The 19,539-nt window shown below is 67.7% G+C and carries 17 protein-coding genes; 10 read left to right on the top strand and 7 right to left on the bottom strand.

Annotation, left to right across the window (positions count from 1 at the left end; genetic code table 11):
* Positions 1-14: 14 nt before the first annotated feature.
* The 4 genes from KZ686_RS14685 to KZ686_RS14670 all read right to left on the bottom strand — a co-directional run bounded on the left by KZ686_RS14685 (position 15) and on the right by KZ686_RS14670 (position 3,603).
* On the bottom strand, positions 15-806 hold the full coding sequence (locus KZ686_RS14685) for a BPSS1780 family membrane protein (protein WP_150084921.1): 792 nt from the start codon (positions 804-806) through the stop codon (positions 15-17).
* Positions 807-862: 56 nt separating this feature from the next.
* Positions 863-1,846, bottom strand: coding sequence for a homoserine kinase (locus tag KZ686_RS14680; RefSeq protein WP_226107436.1), 984 nt, complete (start codon positions 1,844-1,846; stop codon positions 863-865).
* Positions 1,847-2,025: 179 nt separating this feature from the next.
* Positions 2,026-2,466, bottom strand: coding sequence for a hypothetical protein (locus KZ686_RS14675; RefSeq protein WP_370639530.1), 441 nt, complete (start codon positions 2,464-2,466; stop codon positions 2,026-2,028).
* Between the two features lie 168 nt (positions 2,467-2,634).
* Positions 2,635-3,603, bottom strand: coding sequence for an LOG family protein (locus tag KZ686_RS14670; RefSeq protein ID WP_265632699.1), 969 nt, complete (start codon positions 3,601-3,603; stop codon positions 2,635-2,637).
* A gap of 4 nt (positions 3,604-3,607) precedes the next feature.
* Here KZ686_RS14670 and polA point away from each other — a divergent pair, with 4 nt between their 5' ends.
* The 6 genes from polA to KZ686_RS14640 all read left to right on the top strand — a co-directional run bounded on the left by polA (position 3,608) and on the right by KZ686_RS14640 (position 11,180).
* Positions 3,608-6,412 (top strand): DNA polymerase I, encoded by a 2,805-nt coding sequence (gene polA, locus KZ686_RS14665; RefSeq protein ID WP_265632698.1) that lies wholly within the window; start codon positions 3,608-3,610, stop codon positions 6,410-6,412.
* 147 nt (positions 6,413-6,559) lie between these two features.
* Complete coding sequence (locus KZ686_RS14660; protein WP_149316936.1) at positions 6,560-7,888, top strand: NAD(P)/FAD-dependent oxidoreductase; 1,329 nt, start codon at positions 6,560-6,562, stop codon at positions 7,886-7,888.
* Positions 7,889-8,193: 305 nt separating this feature from the next.
* Complete coding sequence (locus KZ686_RS14655; RefSeq protein WP_149316937.1) at positions 8,194-9,069, top strand: dienelactone hydrolase family protein; 876 nt, start codon at positions 8,194-8,196, stop codon at positions 9,067-9,069.
* Positions 9,070-9,241: 172 nt separating this feature from the next.
* On the top strand, positions 9,242-9,733 hold the full coding sequence (locus KZ686_RS14650; protein WP_226107442.1) for a nucleotidyltransferase domain-containing protein: 492 nt from the start codon (positions 9,242-9,244) through the stop codon (positions 9,731-9,733).
* The gene (locus tag KZ686_RS14645; protein WP_149316938.1) at positions 9,717-10,169 is read left to right on the top strand and encodes a hypothetical protein; all 453 of its coding nucleotides are present in this window, start codon (positions 9,717-9,719) and stop codon (positions 10,167-10,169) included. Before KZ686_RS14650 ends, KZ686_RS14645 begins: the two co-directional genes overlap by 17 nt.
* 186 nt (positions 10,170-10,355) lie before the next feature.
* Positions 10,356-11,180 carry a ZIP family metal transporter gene (locus KZ686_RS14640; RefSeq protein WP_223819880.1) on the top strand — a complete coding sequence of 275 codons (825 nt, stop codon included), beginning with the start codon at positions 10,356-10,358 and terminating at the stop codon, positions 11,178-11,180.
* 295 nt (positions 11,181-11,475) lie between these two features.
* Here KZ686_RS14640 and KZ686_RS14635 read toward each other — a convergent pair whose 3' ends face one another.
* From KZ686_RS14635 to KZ686_RS14625, 3 genes are all read right to left on the bottom strand, one after another.
* Positions 11,476-12,354 (bottom strand): sulfurtransferase, encoded by an 879-nt coding sequence (locus KZ686_RS14635; protein ID WP_265632697.1) that lies wholly within the window; start codon positions 12,352-12,354, stop codon positions 11,476-11,478.
* Between the two features lie 234 nt (positions 12,355-12,588).
* On the bottom strand, positions 12,589-13,509 hold the full coding sequence (locus tag KZ686_RS14630; protein ID WP_149316941.1) for a DMT family transporter: 921 nt from the start codon (positions 13,507-13,509) through the stop codon (positions 12,589-12,591).
* A 341-nt stretch (positions 13,510-13,850) separates the two neighbouring features.
* A complete protein-coding gene (locus tag KZ686_RS14625) occupies positions 13,851-14,954 on the bottom strand; it encodes an aromatic ring-hydroxylating oxygenase subunit alpha (protein WP_149316942.1) in 1,104 nt (367 codons plus the stop codon).
* Positions 14,955-15,294: 340 nt separating this feature from the next.
* On the opposite strand from KZ686_RS14625, the gene KZ686_RS14620 reads away from it, so the two are divergent.
* From KZ686_RS14620 to folE2, 4 genes are all read left to right on the top strand, one after another.
* Positions 15,295-15,579, top strand: a complete 285-nt coding sequence (locus KZ686_RS14620) for an exodeoxyribonuclease VII small subunit (protein WP_149316943.1) — start codon at positions 15,295-15,297, stop codon at positions 15,577-15,579.
* The gene (locus tag KZ686_RS14615) at positions 15,576-16,460 is read left to right on the top strand and encodes a polyprenyl synthetase family protein (protein WP_149316944.1); all 885 of its coding nucleotides are present in this window, start codon (positions 15,576-15,578) and stop codon (positions 16,458-16,460) included. Before KZ686_RS14620 ends, KZ686_RS14615 begins: the two co-directional genes overlap by 4 nt.
* Positions 16,461-16,531: 71 nt before the next feature.
* Positions 16,532-18,469 (top strand): 1-deoxy-D-xylulose-5-phosphate synthase, encoded by a 1,938-nt coding sequence (gene dxs, locus KZ686_RS14610; protein ID WP_265632696.1) that lies wholly within the window; start codon positions 16,532-16,534, stop codon positions 18,467-18,469.
* 207 nt (positions 18,470-18,676) lie between these two features.
* Positions 18,677-19,492, top strand: a complete 816-nt coding sequence (folE2, locus tag KZ686_RS14605) for a GTP cyclohydrolase FolE2 (RefSeq protein WP_226107456.1) — start codon at positions 18,677-18,679, stop codon at positions 19,490-19,492.
* Positions 19,493-19,539: the final 47 nt, after the last annotated feature.

Here is a 19,539-nt window from a genome sequence, read left to right as displayed (position 1 = left end):
CCTGGTGGGTGGTGTCAGGCTGCCGCGCTGTCCCCATTCGGCGGCGCGATGTTGAAGCAGCCGCGATAGGTCGCGTAGAACGAGCAGTACAGGATCGCCAGCATCAGCAGCGAATACGGCGTCACCAGGAAGGACAGCACGCCTTCGGCGCCGAAGGCGCTGAAGATCGCCTCCAGGAAGAAGGGCACCGCCACCAGCAGCAGCACGAACAGCATCGCATAGGTGAAGAAGGCCCCGCGGTTGCGCCAGCACGCGGTCCAGCTGAAGAACAGCGCCTTGACCGGCGGCACGTTGTGCCAGGCGGCCAGCAGCGGCGCGAACCAGAACAGCATCGCGATCGGCGTGTACAGCGCCGCCCCTACCAGCAGCGCGTAATACAGCTGGCGGATCGCCTCCGGGGTCGGCGGCTCTTCCTTGAGCAGCACCGGCAGCAGCGCGCGCATGTCGACCAGCGTGCCGGCGATCAGGCTGAGCAGGAACACCAGTCCCGCATAGATGGCGCCCAGGATCAGCAGATGGCGCGCGGCCACCTTGCCGTTGCTGCGATATCCCGCCAGCAGCACGGTGGGCATCACCTTGCGGTTCTGGATCACCTCGCGGCACGCGGTCATGATGCCGACCGACAGGCCCGGCGTCACCACCAGCAGCGCAACGATGCCGATCAGCGGAATGAAGATGGCGATCTGCGCGGCGATCAGATAGATGAACAGCAGCATCAGGAAGGTCAGCGGGTTCTTGCGGAACAGCCACAGACCTTGGCGGAACCAGACGTAGCCTTCCTTGGCGGGGACTTCCAGTAGTTGCATGACGAATCGGGTCCGAATCAGGTGCGGCGATCAGGGGCTGCCGTCGGCGGCGCCCATCAGGTCCAGGGGAGCGCGGTGGCGGCGATGCGCCGGCGCAGGATGCGTTCGAAGTGAGTCGGGTCGTGCGGCTCGAGCATGTCGGCCTCGCGCGGCAGATGGTAGTCCCACAGCCGCGAGACCCAGAAGCGCAGCGCGCCGGCCCGCAGCATGTGCTGCCAGTGCGCGGCCTCGATCGCGTCCAGGGGTCTGACCGCATGATAAGCCCGCAGCAGCGCCGTCGCGCGCGGGGCGTCCAGCTCGCCGCTGGCCAGGTCGATGCACCAGTCGTTGACGGTCACGGCCAGATCGAACAGCCACTTGTCGTCGCCGGCGAAGTAGAAATCGAAGAAGCCGCCCAGCCGCGACTGGCCGTTGCCGGCGTCCTCGAACAGCACGTTGTCGCGGAACAGGTCGCAATGGCAGGGGCCGCCCGGCAGTGCGGCATAGGCTGCGCCGCCAAAGAACGCGCTCTGGAACGCGAGCTCGTCCTGCAGCAGCGCGCGCTGGCTGTCGTCGAGGAAGGGCAGGATCTGCCCTTCCGTCTCGCGCCACCACGCCAGGCTGCGCAGGTTCGGCTGCTGGCGCGGATAGCCGCGGCCGGCCAGGTGCATGCGCGCCAGCATGTCGCCGACCTCGGCGCATTGCTGCGCGTTCGGTGCCAGCTGCGAGCTGCCCGGCAGCCGCGTGACGATGGTGGCGGGCTTGCCCTTGAGCGTGCGCAGGATCTCGCCGTCCTTGCCCGGCATCGGCGCGGGCACGCGGATGCCGCGTTCGGCCAGATGCGCCATCAGATGCAGGTAGTACGGCAACTGGTCGAAGCGCAGCCGCTCGAAGATGGTCAGCACGTAGTCGCGCGTCTGGCCGTCCCGCTCCATCGTCACGAAGAAATTGCTGTTCTCGATGCCCGAGGGAATGCCGCGCAGCGCGCGCAGCGTACCGAGGTCGTAGTCGAGCAGCCATTGCGCGATCTCGTCGTGCGAGACCGTGGTGAATACAGCCATACTGTCTTGTCTGGTTGGAACCGGATGTAAAGCCGGATGGCGCCGGCGGGCAAGGCCCGCGGCATGCCGTGGCGCCGCGGACAGCGGCGTCCGGCGCGGCCCGGAAGCGAACCCCCGGGCCGGGAGCGGTGAAACGTCGGATGGCGCGCGCGGACGGGTCGGCCCCGTCCGCGGCAGGCTCAGAACTGCAGCACGCGCACCGAAGGCACGCGATTGACTTCCCGTTCGCGGATGCGCGGCGAGCTGTCCTCGGGACGGCTCATCTGGTATTGCGTGCCCGCGCCGGACTTCACTTCGATATCGACCTGCTGGCCGCGGCGGTCGCGGTATTCGCGCACCTGCGTGCCATCGGCCTCGTTCAGCTGGAAGCTCGGCTCGCGCGGATGATTGAGCTGGGTCTTCGCCGACGGGGCGATGGGCTGGTTGTTGATCTCGTTCAGTTCCTGCTGGGACAGCGCGCCGTTGTCGTCGGCGGCCTGCTGTGCGGACTGCTGGGCCAGCGCGGCCGGCGCGGCGATCAGCGCGAGTACCGTCGCGGCCAGCGTCAGGCCGCGTCGCGCAACCCCCGGCAGGGGCTCCGGCTCGTCCGCGCTGGCGGCCGGAAAGGAAAGGGAGGTCATCTCGGGCTCCTGTGCGATGCGCGCGGGGTGCCGGCGCATCCGAATGGGCGCCGCGCGCGGCAGGGCCGGGCGCGACTCGGGCATCAGGCTTGCATTCTAGCAATTCCTGCCGCCCGCGGGCCCGTGGCGAGGCGGTTCGGGCACTCGGGCACCGCCCGCCCACGCCACTCACAGATAGAACATCTCTTCCTTCGGCGGGATCGGGTTTTCGCCGCCGCGGCGCTCGTAGTAGTCGTAGACCGCCTCCAGCACCTCGTGCGGCTCGTCGACGATCTGCATCAGATCGAGGTCGTGCTCGGCAATCAGGCCCATCGGCAGCAGCGTGAAGCGGAACCAGTCGAGCAGGCCCTTCCAGAAGCGGCTGCCCACCATCACCACCGGTACCGCGCGCGACTTGCCGGTCTGCACCAGCGTCAGCACCTCGGCCAGTTCGTCGAGCGTGCCGAAGCCGCCCGGCATCACGATGAAGGCGTCCGAGTTCTTGACGAAGGTCACCTTGCGCGTGAAGAAATGGCGGAAGCGCATGGCGATGTCCTGGTACGGATTGCCCTGCTGTTCGTGCGGCAGTTCGATATTGAGGCCGACGCTCGCGGACTTGCCTGCGTGCGCGCCCTTGTTGGCCGCTTCCATGATGCCGGGGCCGCCGCCGGAGATCACGGCGAAGCCCGCGTCGGAGAACAGCCGCGCGATGTCGATGGTCTGCTGGTAGTACGGCGAATCCTCGCGCAGGCGCGCGCTGCCGTAGATCGAGACGGCCGGCCGGACCTCGGACAGGTACTCGGTCGCCTCGATGAACTCTGCCATAATCGTGAACATTTGCCACGAGGCGCGCGCCTTCTTTGCAGTCGCGCGATCTTCGTCGGCCAGCGCACGCAGGCTGGGAATCATCTTGCGCGGGTTGGTCCGCGCCGCCTTGGCGGACGCCGGCGCTTCGGCGGGCGAGGCGGTATCGCCCGGGCCATCGTCGGCGGGGCCGACGGTGACGTTCACATCCATATCCGCAGCCGTGGTGATCTTGCCTTCGTTGGCACGGACCACCGCGGTCACGGGGTTGCTGCGGCTGCCGGCCACGCCGTTGGCGTGGTCGGGGGCGGTGGGTTCACCGCTTGCCGCGGCACCAGTCAATTTCGAGTCCATGGGAATGTCGGATAGTCCTAAAACACTGCTGCTCGTCGATGGGTCGAGCTATCTATATCGCGCGTATCACGCGCTGCCGGATCTGCGCAACGGCGAAGGCCTGCCCACAGGGGCCATCTACGGCATGATCAACATGCTGCGCAAGCTGCGCAACGATTACCCGGCAGAGTATAGCGCCTGCGTGTTTGACGCCAAGGGCAAGACCTTCCGCGATGCGCTGTACCCCGCATACAAGGAACACCGCCCGTCGATGCCCGAGGATCTCGCGCGGCAGATCGAGCCGATTCATGAGGCGGTGCGCGCGCTGGGCTGGCCGATCGTCGTCGTCGATGGCGTCGAGGCCGACGACGTGATCGGCTCGCTGGCCTGCCAGGCTACCGCGGAGGGCATCCGCACCGTGGTGTCGACCGGCGACAAGGACCTGGCGCAGCTGGTGAACGACAGCGTCACGCTGGTCAATACGATGAGCGGCGAGGTCCTCGATCCGCCGGGCGTGGTGGCCAAGTTCGGCGTGCCGCCGGAACGCATCGTCGACTATCTGTCGCTGATCGGCGATGCGGTCGACAACGTGCCGGGCGTGCCCAAGGTCGGTCCGAAGACCGCGGTCAAATGGCTGACCGAATACGGCACGCTCGACGGCATCATGGCCAACGCCGACAAGATCAAGGGCGTGGTCGGCGAGAACCTGCGCAACACGCTCGACTGGCTGCCGCGCGCGCGCGAGCTGGTGACGGTGAAGATCGACTGCGATCTGTCCGGACCGATTCCCGACTTCCACGCGCTGCGCGACATGGGCGAGGACAAGGAGAAGCTGGTCGCGTTCTTCTCGCGCTACGGCTTCAAGACCTGGCTGCGCGAGCTGACCGGCGAACGCCTGCCCGATGCGCGCACGCAGGCCGCTGCCGCCGCGGCGTCGCGCGGTCCGCAGGCGAGCCTGTTCGACGGTCCGGCCGCCACCGATGAGCCCGTGGCGGAGACCCCGCCGGCCGAGATCCGCTACGAGACCGTGGTCACAGAGTCCGCGCTCGAGGAATGGGCGCGCCGCATCGAACGCGCCGAGCTGACCTGCATCGATACCGAGACCACATCGATCGATCCGATGCAGGCGCAACTGGTCGGCATCTCGCTGTCGGTCGAGCCCGGCATCGCCTGCTATATCCCGGTCGCGCACCAGGGCCCCGACGTGGCCGGCATGGAAGGCCGCGGCCAGCTGCCGCGCGACTTCGTGCTGGCGCGGCTGCGTGCGTGGCTGGAGGACCCGGACCGGCACAAGGTCGGCCAGCATCTGAAATACGACGTCCATGTGTTCGCCAACCACGGCATCGCGCTGCGCGGCATTCGCCATGACACCATGCTGCAGAGCTACGTGCTGGCCTCGCACCGCAATCACGGCATGGACAGCCTCGCCGAACGGCTGCTGAACCTGAAGACGCTGACCTACGAGGAGGTCTGCGGCAAGGGCGTCAACCAGCTGTGCTTCGACCAGATCGACCTGGCGCGCGCGACCGAATACGCGGCCGAGGACGCCGACGTGACGCTGCGCCTGCATCGCAAGATGTATCCGCAGCTGGAGGCGGCCGAGGGCCTGCGCTACGTCTACGAGCGCATCGAGATGCCGGTGTCGGTGGTGCTGCAGAAGATCGAGCGCAACGGCGTGCTGATCGATGCGCCGCGCCTGGCCGCGCAAAGCGCCGAATTGGGTCAGCGCATGATGGAACTGGAGCAGCGCGCCTACGAGGCCGCCGGCCAGCCGTTCAACCTGGGCTCGCCCAAGCAGATCGGCGAGATCCTGTTCGGGCGGATGCAGCTGCCGGTCGTCAAGAAGACCAGCAGCGGCGCGCCGTCGACCGACGAAGAGGTGCTGCAGAAGCTGGCGGAGGACTATCCGCTGCCGCGGCTGCTGCTCGACTATCGCGCGCTGTCCAAGCTGAAGTCGACCTACACGGACAAGCTGCCGCGCATGGTCAATCCCGCCACCGGACGCGTGCATACCAGCTACGGCCAGGCCACCGCGGTGACCGGCCGGCTGGCGTCGACCGAGCCGAACCTGCAGAACATCCCGGTGCGGACCGAGGAGGGCCGCCGCATTCGCGAGGCCTTCATCGCGTCGCCGGGCCATGCGATCGTGTCGGCGGACTATTCGCAGATCGAGCTGCGCATCATGGCCCATATCTCGGGCGACGAGAACCTGCTCGGCGCCTTTGCGCGCGGCGACGACATCCACCGCGCGACCGCGGCCGAGATCTTCGGCGTGGCGGCGGATGCGGTCAGCAGCGAGCAGCGCCGCTATGCCAAGGTCATCAACTTCGGCCTGATCTACGGCATGAGCGCGTTTGGCCTGGCCAGCAACCTCGGCATCGAGCGCGACGCGGCCAAGCACTATATCGACCGCTATTTCATGCGCTATCCCGGCGTGGCGCGCTACATGGAAGAGACGCGCCAGACCGCGCGGGAGCAGGGCTATGTCGAGACCGTGTTCGGCCGCCGGCTGTGGCTGCCGGACATCAACGGCGGCAACGGCCCGCGCCGCCAGGCCGCCGAGCGCGCCGCGATCAATGCGCCGATGCAGGGCACCGCGGCCGACCTGATCAAGCTGTCGATGATCGCGGTGCAGGACTGGATCGAGCGCGAGTCGCTCGGCACGCGGCAGATCATGCAGGTGCACGACGAACTGGTGCTGGAGGTGCCGACCGCCGAACTGGAACTGGTGCGCACGCGCCTGCCGGAACTGATGTGCGGCGTGGCGGCGCTGCGGGTGCCGCTGGTCGCCGAAACCGGGGTCGGTGCGAATTGGGAAGAAGCGCACTGAGGTGTTCGCCCGGTGCCGTCTTGCCAAGTTTGCTGCATTGCAGCAAACTGGTGCCGACAGAACTGACAGAACTGACAGAACTGACAGCAGCAGGCAGCAGTCGCCGCCGGCATGCCGGCGGTCCGACCATTCAGAACGGGTAGAACAATGCAAACAAGCGCGCATCGGATTGTCGTAGTCGGCGGTGGAGCAGGTGGCCTGGAACTGGTGACGCGTCTCGGCGACAAGCTGGGCAAGCGCGGCGCCGCGCATATCACGCTGGTCGACCGTTCGCCCACGCATATCTGGAAGCCGCTGCTGCACGAGGTCGCCGCGGGCAGCATGGACCAGAACACCCATCAGCTCGAATATGCGGCGCAGGCGCTCTGGCACCATTTCGAGTTCCAGCAGGGCGAGCTGACCGGCCTCGACCGCACGCGCAAGACGATCTCGGTCGCGGCCTGTGTCGACCAGGACGGGCTGGAACTGCTGCCCGCGCGCGACATTCCCTATGACACGCTGGTGCTGGCGATCGGCTCGGTCACGCATTTCTTCGGCACGCCCGGCGCGGCCGAACATGCGATCGCGCTCGATACCGTCGAGCAGGCCGAACGCTTCCGCCGCCGGCTGATCTCGGCCTGTGTCCGCGCGCAGAACGGGCTCAGCCGGAACGACGACGATGGCGACGGCCGGCCGGACGTCGATGTCGTGATCGTCGGCGCCGGCGCGACCGGCGTCGAGCTGTCGGCCGAGCTGCGCAATACCGCGCAGGTGCTCAATGCCTACGGGCTGCACCGCCTGGACCCCCGCCGCGACATCCATATCACGCTGATCGAAGGCGGCCCGCGCATCCTGCCGGCGCTGTCCGAGCGCGTGTCGAGTGAAACCGCCGAACTGCTGCGCAAGCTGGACGTGCGCATGCTGGTCGGCGAGCGCGTCACCGAGATCGGGCCCGATGCGGTGCTGACCGCCAGCGGCAAACGGATTCCCGCCGAACTGACGGTGTGGGCGGCGGGCATCACCGCACCGCCGGTGCTGAAGACGCTCGGCCTGACGTTGAGCCGGCAGGGCCAGATCGTGGTCAGGCAGACGCTGCAGAGCGAAGACGACCCGGACATCTTCGCGTTCGGCGATTGCGCCAGCTGCGCGTGGCCGGCCAAGCAGACCACGGTGCCGCCGCGCGCGCAGGCCGCGCACCAGCAGGCCAGCTTTCTGTACGACGCGTTGCGGGCGCGGCTGGAGGGCCGGCCGCTGCCGGAATTCCAGTTCAAGGATCTCGGCTCGCTGGTGTCGCTGGGCCGTTTCACCGCGGTCGGCAACCTGATGGGTGGGTTGATCGGCGGCTCGATGTTCATCGAGGGGCTGATGGCCCGGCTGATGTACTCGTCGCTGTACCGGATGCACGTGATGGCGCTGCACGGTGCGGTGCGCATGGCGCTCGATACGGTCGCGCACTGGCTGCGCAGCAAGACCAATCCGCGGGTGAAGCTGCACTGAGCGGTTGGCCGCCCCGGGCGGGGCGGGCGCGGCAAGGGCCGGGCGCGGAGGGGCGCCGCAAAGGCGCGGCAGGGGCTGGCAGGGGCTCGGCGGAGGGCTCGGCAGGGGCTCCGCAGCGGCTCCGCACGGTCTTGGTAGGGGCTCGGTAGAAGCTCGACATGCGCTCGGCAAGGGCGCGGGCACCGCGCGCCGCCCGCCGGCCTGCAGCGTGCGCTGGACACCATGTTTGCTTAGAATCGCCTTCCTGATGCCCCGGCTCGTCTGCTGGCGCAGCGTCCCCCGTTCGCCAACATCAGGAGACCCGCATGCTCAAGCCCGAAGTGGAAAGCCTCGTACCCGGCCAGACGTTCGACCGGCGCAGCTTCGTCAAGACCGCCCTCGGCTCGGCCTTCGCCGCCGCAGCGCTGCCGGTCACCGCGCAAGCGATCAAGACCGACTTCGAAGGGCTGACGGCCGGCGAGGTCACCATCCCCTCCGGCGACTTCAAGATGCCGATCTACCGCGCGATGCCGCAGGGCAAGCGCGACCTGCCGGTGGTGCTGGTGATCAGCGAGATCTTCGGCGTGCACGAATACATCGCCGATACCTGCCGACGCTTCGCCAAGCAGGGCTATCTGGCGATCGCGCCCGAGCTGTTTGCGCGCCAGGGCGATCCGACCAGCTTCGGCACGATCCAGGAACTGCAGCGCGAGATCATCGCCAAGACGCCGGACAACGAGGTGCTGGGCGACCTCGATGCGGCGGTGGCCTGGGCCGGCGCCAACGGCGGCAATCTCGGCAAGGTCGGCATCACCGGCTTCTGCTGGGGCGGCCGCGTGGTCTGGCTGTACGCCGCGCACAGCAGGCAGCTGAAGGCCGGCGTCGCGTGGTACGGCCGGCTGAACGGCGACACCACGCCGCTGCAGCCCCGCCATCCGATCGATCTCGCCGCGCAGCTGAAGGCGCCGGTGCTTGGGCTGTACGGCGGCAAGGACACCGGCATCCCGCTGGAGGCGGTCGACCGGATGAAGGCCGCGCTGGCGGCGGCCAACAACCCGGCGGCCAAGGCCTCCAAGTTCATCGTCTACCCCGAGTCCGGCCACGCCTTCCATGCCGACTACCGGCCGAGCTACCGCGAGGCGGACGCGAAGGACGGCTGGCAGAAGTGCCTGGCGTGGTTCAAGGAGCATGGGGTGGCGTAGCTCTACCAAAAGAACCACGACACCGGGAGCCAACCGCCGTCCAAGTATCCCTATAATGGGTACGATCGTACCTAAATTGGGGATATGTGTGGGACTAGCTGACTTCATGTTCTCGCCGGGGGTTCAACGCGTGTTGGCGAGAGTCTACGGGGAGCCGACGCGGACGTTCACGTTGAGTGAACTGATCGAGCATGTCGGTGGAGGGCGTGGCAACGGTCAGCGCCACGTCCAACGGCTCATTGATGCGGGCGTCTTGTCGGAGGAGCCGCGACGCGGCAACCAACGCGTCATCCGGGCCAATACCGCGTTTGCGCTTTATCCCGAACTACAGAGCATTTGCAGCAAGTCGTTTGGCTTGGTAGAGCCGATACGAAATGCGCTGCGGCCGTTTGCAGCCGAAATCGCCGAGGCCTTTCTCTTTGGATCGGTTGCACGCGAGGAGGACAGCCATCGCAGCGATATCGACCTGATGGTGATAGGGACAGCGCCGATGATGGCGTTAATGGACGCAATGCTGAAGGTCGGAGTGGAACTTGGTCGCCCCGTACATCTGAATGCGTACTCTCCTGCCGAATGGGCGGATCTCGTGAGCAGCGACCCCCTCGTTGCCCGTATTGCCGCCGGATCGATCGTGAGGGTGCTACCTGATGTCCCGGCCACATGAGTATGAAAATCTGATTCGTCTTAACTGCTTTACAGAGCAACCTCGAACGCCAGGCGCACTGGAGGCCTATTTACGCAACGCGCGCGCCTATTTGGCTGCCGGGCGGCAACTGGATGCTGACGAAGCCCCAATGCCCGTCTTTTCCATTGCCTACGAAGGGTTTTTCCAGGTGGTTCAGGCAGTGTTGGAGTTCCACGAGGTACGGATTCGCGATGCCGGTCGCAATATGGCGATTCAGAGGGTATGTGCGGATCTCGGAATGAGCAATGCTGAATTCGCTTTTGTGGTCAATGCCCATATGCGGCGCAACGGCACGAGCTACACGTCTCCCTTTCCCCCAATTTCCGCCGGTCAGGCCACGAGCCTCCTTTCGATACTCGAAAAGTATCTGGGACAGGCTCATCGCTTGACCGGCGCATCCTGGGCGGAAGAGTAGCGAAGACGCAAAGGGCCGGCACGCGTCAAGCCCATTGCAAAACCGCCCCCGACCTCCGTACAATGCGGGCTTTGCGCCTCTTGCAACAGTGTTGCGTTTATACGGATCGACGCGGCCAGGCCGCGCGGCCCGCGACACGGGCAGGGGCGAACCCTCCGGGAGCCCATCATCTTTTCCACGCTCGTCTTGATCCTGCTGGCCACCACGATTTCCGGCGTGGGCAGCATTCTCGGTGCCGCCCTGCTGTCCCTGACCGCGGCATCGCGCGCGGTGGAGCGCATGGTCAGTTTTTCGGTCGGCGTGCTGCTGGCCACCGCCTTGCTGCATTCGCTGCCGGAGGCGTTCGCCTCGGGCGCCGACCCGCGCGCGCTGTTCGGCACGCTGCTGGCCGGCCTGCTGGGCTTCTTCCTGCTGGAAAAGATCTCGCTGCTGCGCCATTCGCACCATCACGAGGGCGACGGTCATCATCACCATCACGGGCATGACCGCGAAGAGGCGGGCCGCAGCGGCCTGACCATCCTGGTCGGCGACACCTTCCACAATTTCGCGGACGGCATCGTGATCGCCGCGGCCTTCCTGGCCGACCCGAAGATCGGCATCGTCACCGCGCTGGCGATCGCCGCGCACGAGATCCCGCAGGAAGTGGGCGACTTCATCGTGCTGCTCAATGCCGGGTTTTCGAAGGCGCGCGCGTTTGCCTTCAATCTGCTGTCGAGCCTGGCCGCGGTGGTCGGCGGGTTGGTGGGGTACTTCCTGCTCGACGAGATGAGCAGCTGGGTGCCGTATGTGCTGGTGATCGCCGCCAGCAGCTTCCTCTATATCGCGGTCAGCGATCTGATGCCGCAGATGCAGCGCAAGCCGCGCTGGCGCGAATCGATCGTGCAGGTGGTGCTGGTCGCCGCCGGGATCGCGGCGATCGTCTGGGTGACCGACGGCGTCCACGATCACCACGGCCACGGCGAGGCCGGCCATGGCGCGGCCGACCATGCGCACGCGCACACCGACCATTGAGTTCGTCCAGCCGCCGCTCTCCCCGGGCGGCTGGCTGGACTAGCGCCGGACCGGCGCCCGCTACCGCGCCCCGAGGGCGGTTGAGTCGACTGGCGGCGGCTACCGCTCTCCGAGGGCGGTTGACTCGACTGGCGCCGGCTACCGCTCCCCGAGGGCGGTTGACTTGACTGGCGCCGGCTACCGCTCGCCGAGGGCGATCGACTCGACTGGCGCCGGCTACCGCTCCCCGAGGGCGGTTGACTCGACTGACGCCGGCTTGCCAGTCCCGAGGGCGGCTGGCTTGACCGACGCCGGCCTACCGGTCCCCGGTCGCGACCGGCCGCGCCGGATCGGCGCACCACTCGCTCCACGAACCGGGGTAGAGCGCCGCGCCCGGCAGTCCCGCCACTTCCAGCGCCAGCAGATTGTGGCAGGCGGTGACACCGGAGCCGCACTGCATCACCGCGCGCTCCGCTGGCGTCGCGCCCAGCACGCCGCCGAATTCGCCGCGCAGCGCCTCGGCGGGCTTGAAGCGGCCGTCGGGCTGCAGATTGTCCTTGAAGCAGCGGTTGACCGCGCCGGGAATATGGCCGCCGACCGGGTCCAGCGTCTCGTTCTCGCCGCGGAAGCGATCCGGCGCGCGGGCATCGACCACCAGCCGCGTCGGCGACTGCAGATTGGCCATCAGGGTATCGGCGTCGACCGTGCCGACCAGCGAAGGGCGGCGGGTCAGGTTGCCGCCCGCCAGGGCCTCGGGCTCCGGCGTGGTGCCGCTCTCCAGCGGCAGGCCGGCGGCGACCCAGGCCTGCTTGCCGCCGTCGAGCACGGCCACCGCCTGATGGCCGACCCAGCGCAGCAGCCACCAGGCCCGCGCGGCGTACATGCCGCCCTGGGCGTCGTAGACCACCACCTGGGTGTCGTCGTTGACGCCGAGCGCGCGCAGGCGCGCCGTCAGCGCATCGGCATCGGGCAGAGGATGGCGGCCGTTGCTGCCGGTCTTCTCGCCCGACAGCTCGTTGTCCAGATGCAGGTAGAAGGCGCCGGGCAGATGGCTCTGGTGGTAGGCCTCGCGGCCGGCGGCGGGATCGGTCAGGTCGAAGGAGCAATCGATCAGCACGCTGTGCCGGCCCGGATCCTGGCGCAGCGCATGCAGGTCGGCGCAGGAGATCAGCGTGGTCCAAACGGCTTGGGGCATCGTAAAACCTGTCTAGTGGCGACGGATCGTCGAGGAATCCCGATGATCGCCGAAAGTGGCGTCTGCCGCTATCGGGCCGAGGCTGACGCGGAGCGGGCCAGCCTGCGCGCGCGCCATGCCGGCTTGCGCGGGGCGTTCTCCCGCTTGCGGGAGAGGGCCGGGGAGAGTGGGGCGGCGTTCGCCGTCCCGGAACGACCGCGACTTCCCCGAGGGGAGTGCCACGCCGAGGGGGGCCTACACCTCGGGATGCACCTCCGCCTCGGCCGACTTGACCGGCGTCGCCGCCGTCGGCTGGCTGGTGCTCTCGCGCGCGCGGGTCAGCGTGGTGGCGATGCCGCTGGCGATGATCAGGCCCATGCCGAGCCACGACAGCCAGTTCAGCGCGTCGTTCCAGATCATCATGCCCCACAGGCTGGAGAACACGATGCCGGCGTACTGCAGGTTGGCAGTCAGCAGCGTGTTGCCGCGCTTGTAGGCCCGCGTCATCGCGGTCTGGCCCAGGGTGGCCAGGATGCCGATGCCCAGCAGCAGGCCGGCGCCGTGCCAGGTGTGGCTGCTGACGCCCGAGAACATCATCCAGACCACCCCCGCCAGCGTGCCGACCAGCGAGAAATAGAACACGATGCGGCCTTCGGGCTCGCCCAGCTGGCCGAGCTGCCGCACCTCGACATAGGCCAGCGCCGTGAACATGCCCGAGATCAGCCCGACCAGGCCGCCGGTCAGCTGGTCCTTGCCGACGGAAGGCTGCAGCAGGCAGATCACGCCGGCGAACGACATCACGATCGCGCCGATCAGCTTGCGGTCCGCGCCGCCAGCGGTGCCGGCCAGCGCCGCGCCGGCGCCGACGATCAGCGCGATCCAGACCGGCGACATGTAGTTCAGCGTCATCGCGGTGGCCAGCGGCAGCAGGCTGATCGAGGTGAACCACAGCATCAGCGCGGTCACGCCGAACAGGCTGCGCTTGATATGCGTGGTCATATGCGGGGTGCGCACCGAGATGCCGCTGGAGGCGAGGATCGCCCAGATGATCAGCATGCTGATCATGCTGCGGTAGAACACGATCTCGCCGGTGGTGTACATCTCGGAAGCCAGCTTGACGCCCACCCCCATCAACGAGAACGAGAAGGCGGCGAACAGCATCCAGAGCGATTGCATGGCGAGGAAAGGCGAGGACAGCGGGGAAGGTCGGGAACCGCGGCGCGGCGCCCATCGGCGCGGCAGCGTGCCGGGCGGCAAGTGAGGTGACAGCCGCTTGGGCGAGCCGATTGTAGCAGTGCTGATGCAATGCACCAAAGCGGATGCGCGGTCATCGCCCAGGAGTGTGCGAAGCGGCGTGCCGGGCGGCGCACCAGGGGGCGTGCGAGGCGGCGGTGGAGGCGGCGGTTGAGGCGATGTGTGGCGTGCGAGGCAGTGTACGACGCAGCGACGCCCGCGTCCGCGCCAATGAAAAACGGACCGACGTGGCGGTCCGTCTCAGGCAGGGCCGGGGCCGGCGCTCAGGCCGCCGGTCCCATCGCGCGGCGATACCACTCGTGGAAGTGCTGCATGCCGTCTTCCATCGGCGACTGGTACGGGCCGACCTCGTTGTCGCCGCGCTTCATCAGCGCCAGCCGGCCGGCATCCATGCGCTCGGCGATCTCGTCGTCCTCGACGCAGGTCTCCATGTAGGCGGCCCGCTCGGCCTCGACGAACTCGCGCTCGAACAGCACGATTTCCTCGGGGTAGTAGAACTCGACCACGTTGCGGGTCTTGCGCGGGCCCATCGGGTGCAGCGTCGAGATGACCAGCACGTTGGGGTACCACTCGACCATCACGTTCGGGTAGTAGGTCAGCCAGATCGCGCCATGCTTGGGCAGCTCGCCGTTGTTGAAGCGCAGCACGGCGTCGTGCCACTTCTGGTAGGTCGCGCTGCCGGGGCGCTTCAGGCCGGCGTGCAGGCCCACGGTCTGCACGCTGTACCACTCGCCGAACTCCCACTTCAGGTCGTCGCAGGACACAAAGCTGCCCAGGCCCGGGTGGAAGGGCACGACGTGGTAGTCCTCGAGATAGACCTCGATGAAGGTCTTCCAGTTGTAGTCGCAGTCGTGGACCTCGACATGGTCGAGCATGTAGCCGTCGAAGTTCAGGTCCTGCGAGACGCCCAGGCGCGCGAGATCGGCGCGCACATCGCGCTCGCCTTCGAACAGCAGGCCGTTCCAGTTCTGCAGCGGCGAACGTTTCAGATGCAGGCAGGGCTGCTGGGCGAAATGCGGCGCGCCGAGCAGCTCGCCCTTCAGATCGTAGGTCCAGCGGTGCAGCGGGCAGACGATGTTGGAGGCGTTGCCGCGGCCGTTCAGCATGATGGCCTGGCGGTGGCGGCAGACGTTGGACATCAGTTCGATGCCCTCCGGATTGCGCACCAGCATGCGGCCCTCTTCCTCGGCGGCCAGCGTATGGTAGTCGCCGACTTCGGGCACCATCAGCGCGTGGCCGACATAACCGGGGCCCTTCTTGAACAGCAGATCCAGTTCCTGTTGATGCAAGGCCTCGTCGAAGTACGCACGGACGGGCAGCTGTGTATCAGCCGGCGCAAGCTTCAGCGCGGTGCTGAGATTGGACATTATCCCCACTCCCTAATAAACAGGCGAAAGCAGTGAACAACCCAACCATCGAAATTGAAATCGATATGGGAAAGACAGTCAGACCCTGAGCCCCGGGGCATGGTGCCGCGGTTTTCGCTGACGAACCGGGGATTGTACCCCACCCCCGGGATAAGGGCCTGATTTTTTTGCCTTTTTGGCGCGACCGCGAACATTGGGCGGCCATAATGTGGCGATTTATGCTCACGGTGACATGCCGGCTATCGGCGTGCCGGCCGGGCCGCGCCGGCCCCCTCCATCGGATCGGGCTTGGCCGCGGCGATTTGCCGTAAAATCGCGGTTTCTGGATCGAATCCCCTTTATGCCAAAGACAAACACCGTGCCTGCCGGTGACGGCGACCAGGTCCCCACCAGCGCGCCGCCGGCCTCGTACGAGGCCGCCATGGCCGAGCTCGAAGCGCTGGTCACCAGCATGGAAAGCGGGGCCCTGCCGCTGGAGGAATCGCTGGCGGCCTACCGGCGCGGTGCCGAACTGGTCAAGTATTGCCAGCAGATGCTCGAGCGCATCGAGCAGCAGGTCAAGGTGCTCGAGGGCGATACCCTCAAGCCCCTGGCCGAGCCGGGCAGCCAGGCAGAGACCGAATGACCGCCTTCGCGCAATGGATGCAGGACCGCGCCGCCCGTACCGAGGCGGCACTGGCGGCCGCGCTGCCGGCGGCGGACCGCCTGCCGGCAAGGCTGCACGAGGCGATGCGCTACGCGGCGATGGGCGGCGGCAAGCGGGTGCGCCCGCTGCTGGTCCATGCGGCGGGCGAGGTTGGCGGCGCCGACCCGCGGGCCTGCGATGCCGCGGCCTGCGCCGTCGAGATGATCCACGCGTATTCCCTCGTGCACGACGACATGCCGTGCATGGACGACGACGACCTGCGCCGTGGCCGGCCGACCGTGCACAAGGCCTATGACGAGGCCACCGCGCTGCTGGTCGGCGATGCGCTGCAGACCCAGGCCTTCATCGTGCTGGCCGAGACCGACGCGCTCGAACCCGCCGCGCGGCTGCGGCTGGTCGGCGAACTGGCGCGCGCCTCGGGCTCGATCGGCATGGCCGGCGGCCAGGCGATCGACCTGCAGCATGTCGGCCAGGCGATGTCGCTGGACCAGCTCGAAACGATGCACCGGATGAAGACCGGCGCGTTGCTGCGCGCGAGCATCCGCATGGGCGCGCTGTGCGGCGGCATCGACGAGGCCGGACTGGCGGCGCTGGACCGCTACGCCGCCGCGATCGGTTTGGCGTTCCAGGTGGTAGACGATATTCTGGACGTTACCGCCGATACCGCCACACTGGGCAAGACCGCCGGCAAGGATGCCGAGCAGCACAAGCCCACCTATGTGTCGCTGCTGGGCCTGGATGCGGCTCGCGAACTGGCCGCCCGGCTGCGCGACGACGCGCGCAAGGCGCTGGGCGATTTCGGCGCCCCCGCGGCAAGACTGGCGGACCTGGCCGACCTGATCGTGCTGCGCACGCATTGACTGCGCGCCGCGCGACCGATCGCCGTAAAACGACGAGCCGGACGGGAGAATCCGGCGGCAGGACGGATACCATGACTTACGCATTGCTCAATACCATCGACGACCCCGCGGACCTGCGCAAGCTCGACCGCCGCCAGCTGACCACGCTGGCCGACGAACTGCGCGCCTTCGTGCTGGAGTCGGTCTCGCAGACCGGCGGCCATCTGTCGTCCAATCTCGGCACGGTCGAGCTGACGATCGCGCTGCACTACGTGTTCGACACCCCGGTGGACCGCCTGGTGTGGGACGTCGGCCATCAGAGCTATCCGCACAAGATCCTGACCGGGCGGCGCGAGCGCATGAACACGCTGCGCCAGTGGAACGGCATCTCGGGCTTTCCCCGCCGCAGCGAAAGCGAGTACGACACCTTCGGCACCGCGCACTCGTCGACGTCGATCTCGGCCGCGCTGGGCATGGCGCTCGGCGCGCGCACGCTCGGCGAGCAGCGCGTGTCGATCGCGGTGATCGGCGACGGCGCGATGACCGCCGGCATGGCCTTCGAGGCGATGAACAACGCCGGCGTCTACAAGGACCTGCCGCTGGTGGTGGTGCTCAACGACAACGACATGTCGATCTCGCCGCCGGTCGGCGCGCTGAACCGGCACCTGGCGCGCCTGCTGAGCGGGCAGTTCTATGCCGCGACCAAGAAGGGCATCGAGCGCGTGCTGTCGGTCGCGCCGCCGGTACTCGAATTCGCCAAGCGCTTCGAGGAACATGCGAAGGGCATGGTGGTGCCGGCCACGCTGTTCGAGGAATTCGGCTTCAACTACATCGGGCCGATCGACGGCCACGATCTCGATTCGCTGGTGCCGACGCTGCAGAACATCCGCCGCCGCGCGCTCGAGGGCGCCGGCCCGCAGTTCCTGCATGTCGTCACCAAGAAGGGCCAGGGCTACAAGCTGGCCGAGGCCGACCCGATCCTGTATCACGGCCCCGGCAAGTTCAATCCGGCCGAGGGCATCCGCCCGGCCGCCAAGCCGGCGCGCAAGACCTATACGCAGGTGTTCGGCGAATGGCTGTGCGACCAGGCCGCGGCCGATCCGCGCCTGATCGGCATCACGCCGGCGATGCGCGAAGGCTCGGGGCTGGTCGAGTTCGAACAGCGTTTCCCGGACCGCTACTACGACGTGGGCATCGCCGAGCAGCATGCGGTGACCTTCGCCGGCGGCATGGCCTGCGAGGGCCTGAAGCCGGTGGTCGCGATCTACTCGACCTTCCTGCAGCGCGGCTACGACCAGCTGATCCACGACGTGGCGCTGCAGAACCTGCCGGTGGTGTTCGCGCTGGACCGCGCAGGCCTGGTCGGCGCCGATGGCGCGACCCACGCGGGCGCCTACGATATCGCCTACCTGCGCTGCATCCCCAACATGATGGTGATGACGCCGGCGGACGAGAACGAATGCCGCCAGCTGCTGAGCACCGCCTTTGCGCAGGACTGCCCGACCGCGGTGCGCTATCCGCGCGGCGCCGGTCCGGGCGTGGCGACCGCGGCCACCCTGGAGACGCTGCCGGTCGGCAAGGGCGAGATGCGGCGCAGCTGCGGCGCGCGTGCCGGCCAGCGGGTCGCCGTGCTGGCGTTCGGCTCGATGCTGCATCCCGCGCTCGGCGCGGCCGACAAGCTCGACGCCGCGGTGGCCAACATGCGCTTCGTCAAGCCGCTCGATGTGGAGCTGGTCAAGACGCTGGCGCGCGAGCACGACTACCTCGTCACGGTGGAAGAGGGCGTGGTGATGGGCGGCGCCGGCAGCGCGGTGCTCGAGGCGCTGGCCGCGGCCGGCATCGAGATTCCGGTGCTGCAGCTCGGCCTGCCGGACCACTTCATCGACCACGGCGATCCCGCCTTCCTGCTGTCGCAATGCGGTCTGGACGCGGGCGGCATCGAGCGCTCGGTGCGCGAGCGTTTCGGCCTGGTGGCGCCCGCTGCCACGGACGCCACCGCCGCCTCTGCCGCGGCAACCAAGGCCGCCTGAGCGGGTTTTTCCCACGCACCCGCACCGGCCGCTGTCGGCCCGGTGCGGGCGGCATCACCCGAATTCCCTTAGAATCGCGGGTTTCGTGTTCGCAGCTGCGGGCTGGCGCCGCCGTGTTTTCCGGCGCGCCCGTGGTTTCACACTCGTTGCGCGGCAAGGTGGACTGCGAAGATGCCGCGACCGTAAAGGAAACCGAGGAAATCCGTCATGAATGACATCAATCCGGCCTTCGTGATGCCCGATGTGCAATCGAGCCTGGACACCCGCCAGATCCCGATCCAGCGCGTGGGTGTGCGCGGCGTGCGCTATCCGCTCACGATGCGTACCGCGCAGGGCGTGCATCCGACCGTCGGCACCTTCAACCTCGACGTGCATCTGCCCGCCGACCAGAAGGGCACGCACATGTCGCGCTTCGTCGCGCTGCTCGAGGACGAGCGCGAGCCGCTCGACCTGGCCTCGTTCCGCGCGCTGCTCGACAAGATGCTGCAGCGCCTCGAAGCGCAGGCCGGCCGTATCGAAGTCACCTTCCCGTATTTCATCAACAAGATCGCGCCGGTGTCGGGCGTCGCTTCGCTGATGGACTACGAAGTCACGCTGATCGGCGAAGCGCGCGACGGCGTCACCCGCGTGTGGCTGAAGGCGCTGGTGCCGGTCACCAGCCTGTGCCCGTGCTCGAAGAAGATCTCGCAGTACGGCGCGCACAACCAGCGCTCGCACATCACGATGAGCGTCGAACTGGCGGCCGATCTGCCGATCGAGGCGCTGGTACGCATGGCCGAGGAAGAGGCCTCCTGCGAGCTGTGGGGTTTGCTCAAGCGTCCTGACGAGAAGTACGTGACCGAGCGCGCCTACGAGAACCCGAAGTTCGTCGAGGACCTGGTGCGCGACATCGCGATGCGGCTCAATGCCGACGAGCGCATCGTGGCCTATGTGCTGGAAGCCGAGAACTTCGAGTCGATCCACAACCACAGCGCGTATGCGGTGATCGAGCGCGACAAGCGGGTGAGCCAGCTGGCCGGCTGAGCGATCTCTTCGTCGCCACCCACCAAGAAAAACGCCACCCGGCCGGG

It is taken from the genome of Cupriavidus cauae, from assembly GCF_026210475.1.
Classification (GTDB): domain Bacteria; phylum Pseudomonadota; class Gammaproteobacteria; order Burkholderiales; family Burkholderiaceae; genus Cupriavidus; species Cupriavidus cauae.
The sequence above is the reverse complement of the archived record's forward strand: the minus strand, read 5'-3'. Positions and strand labels throughout refer to the sequence as shown.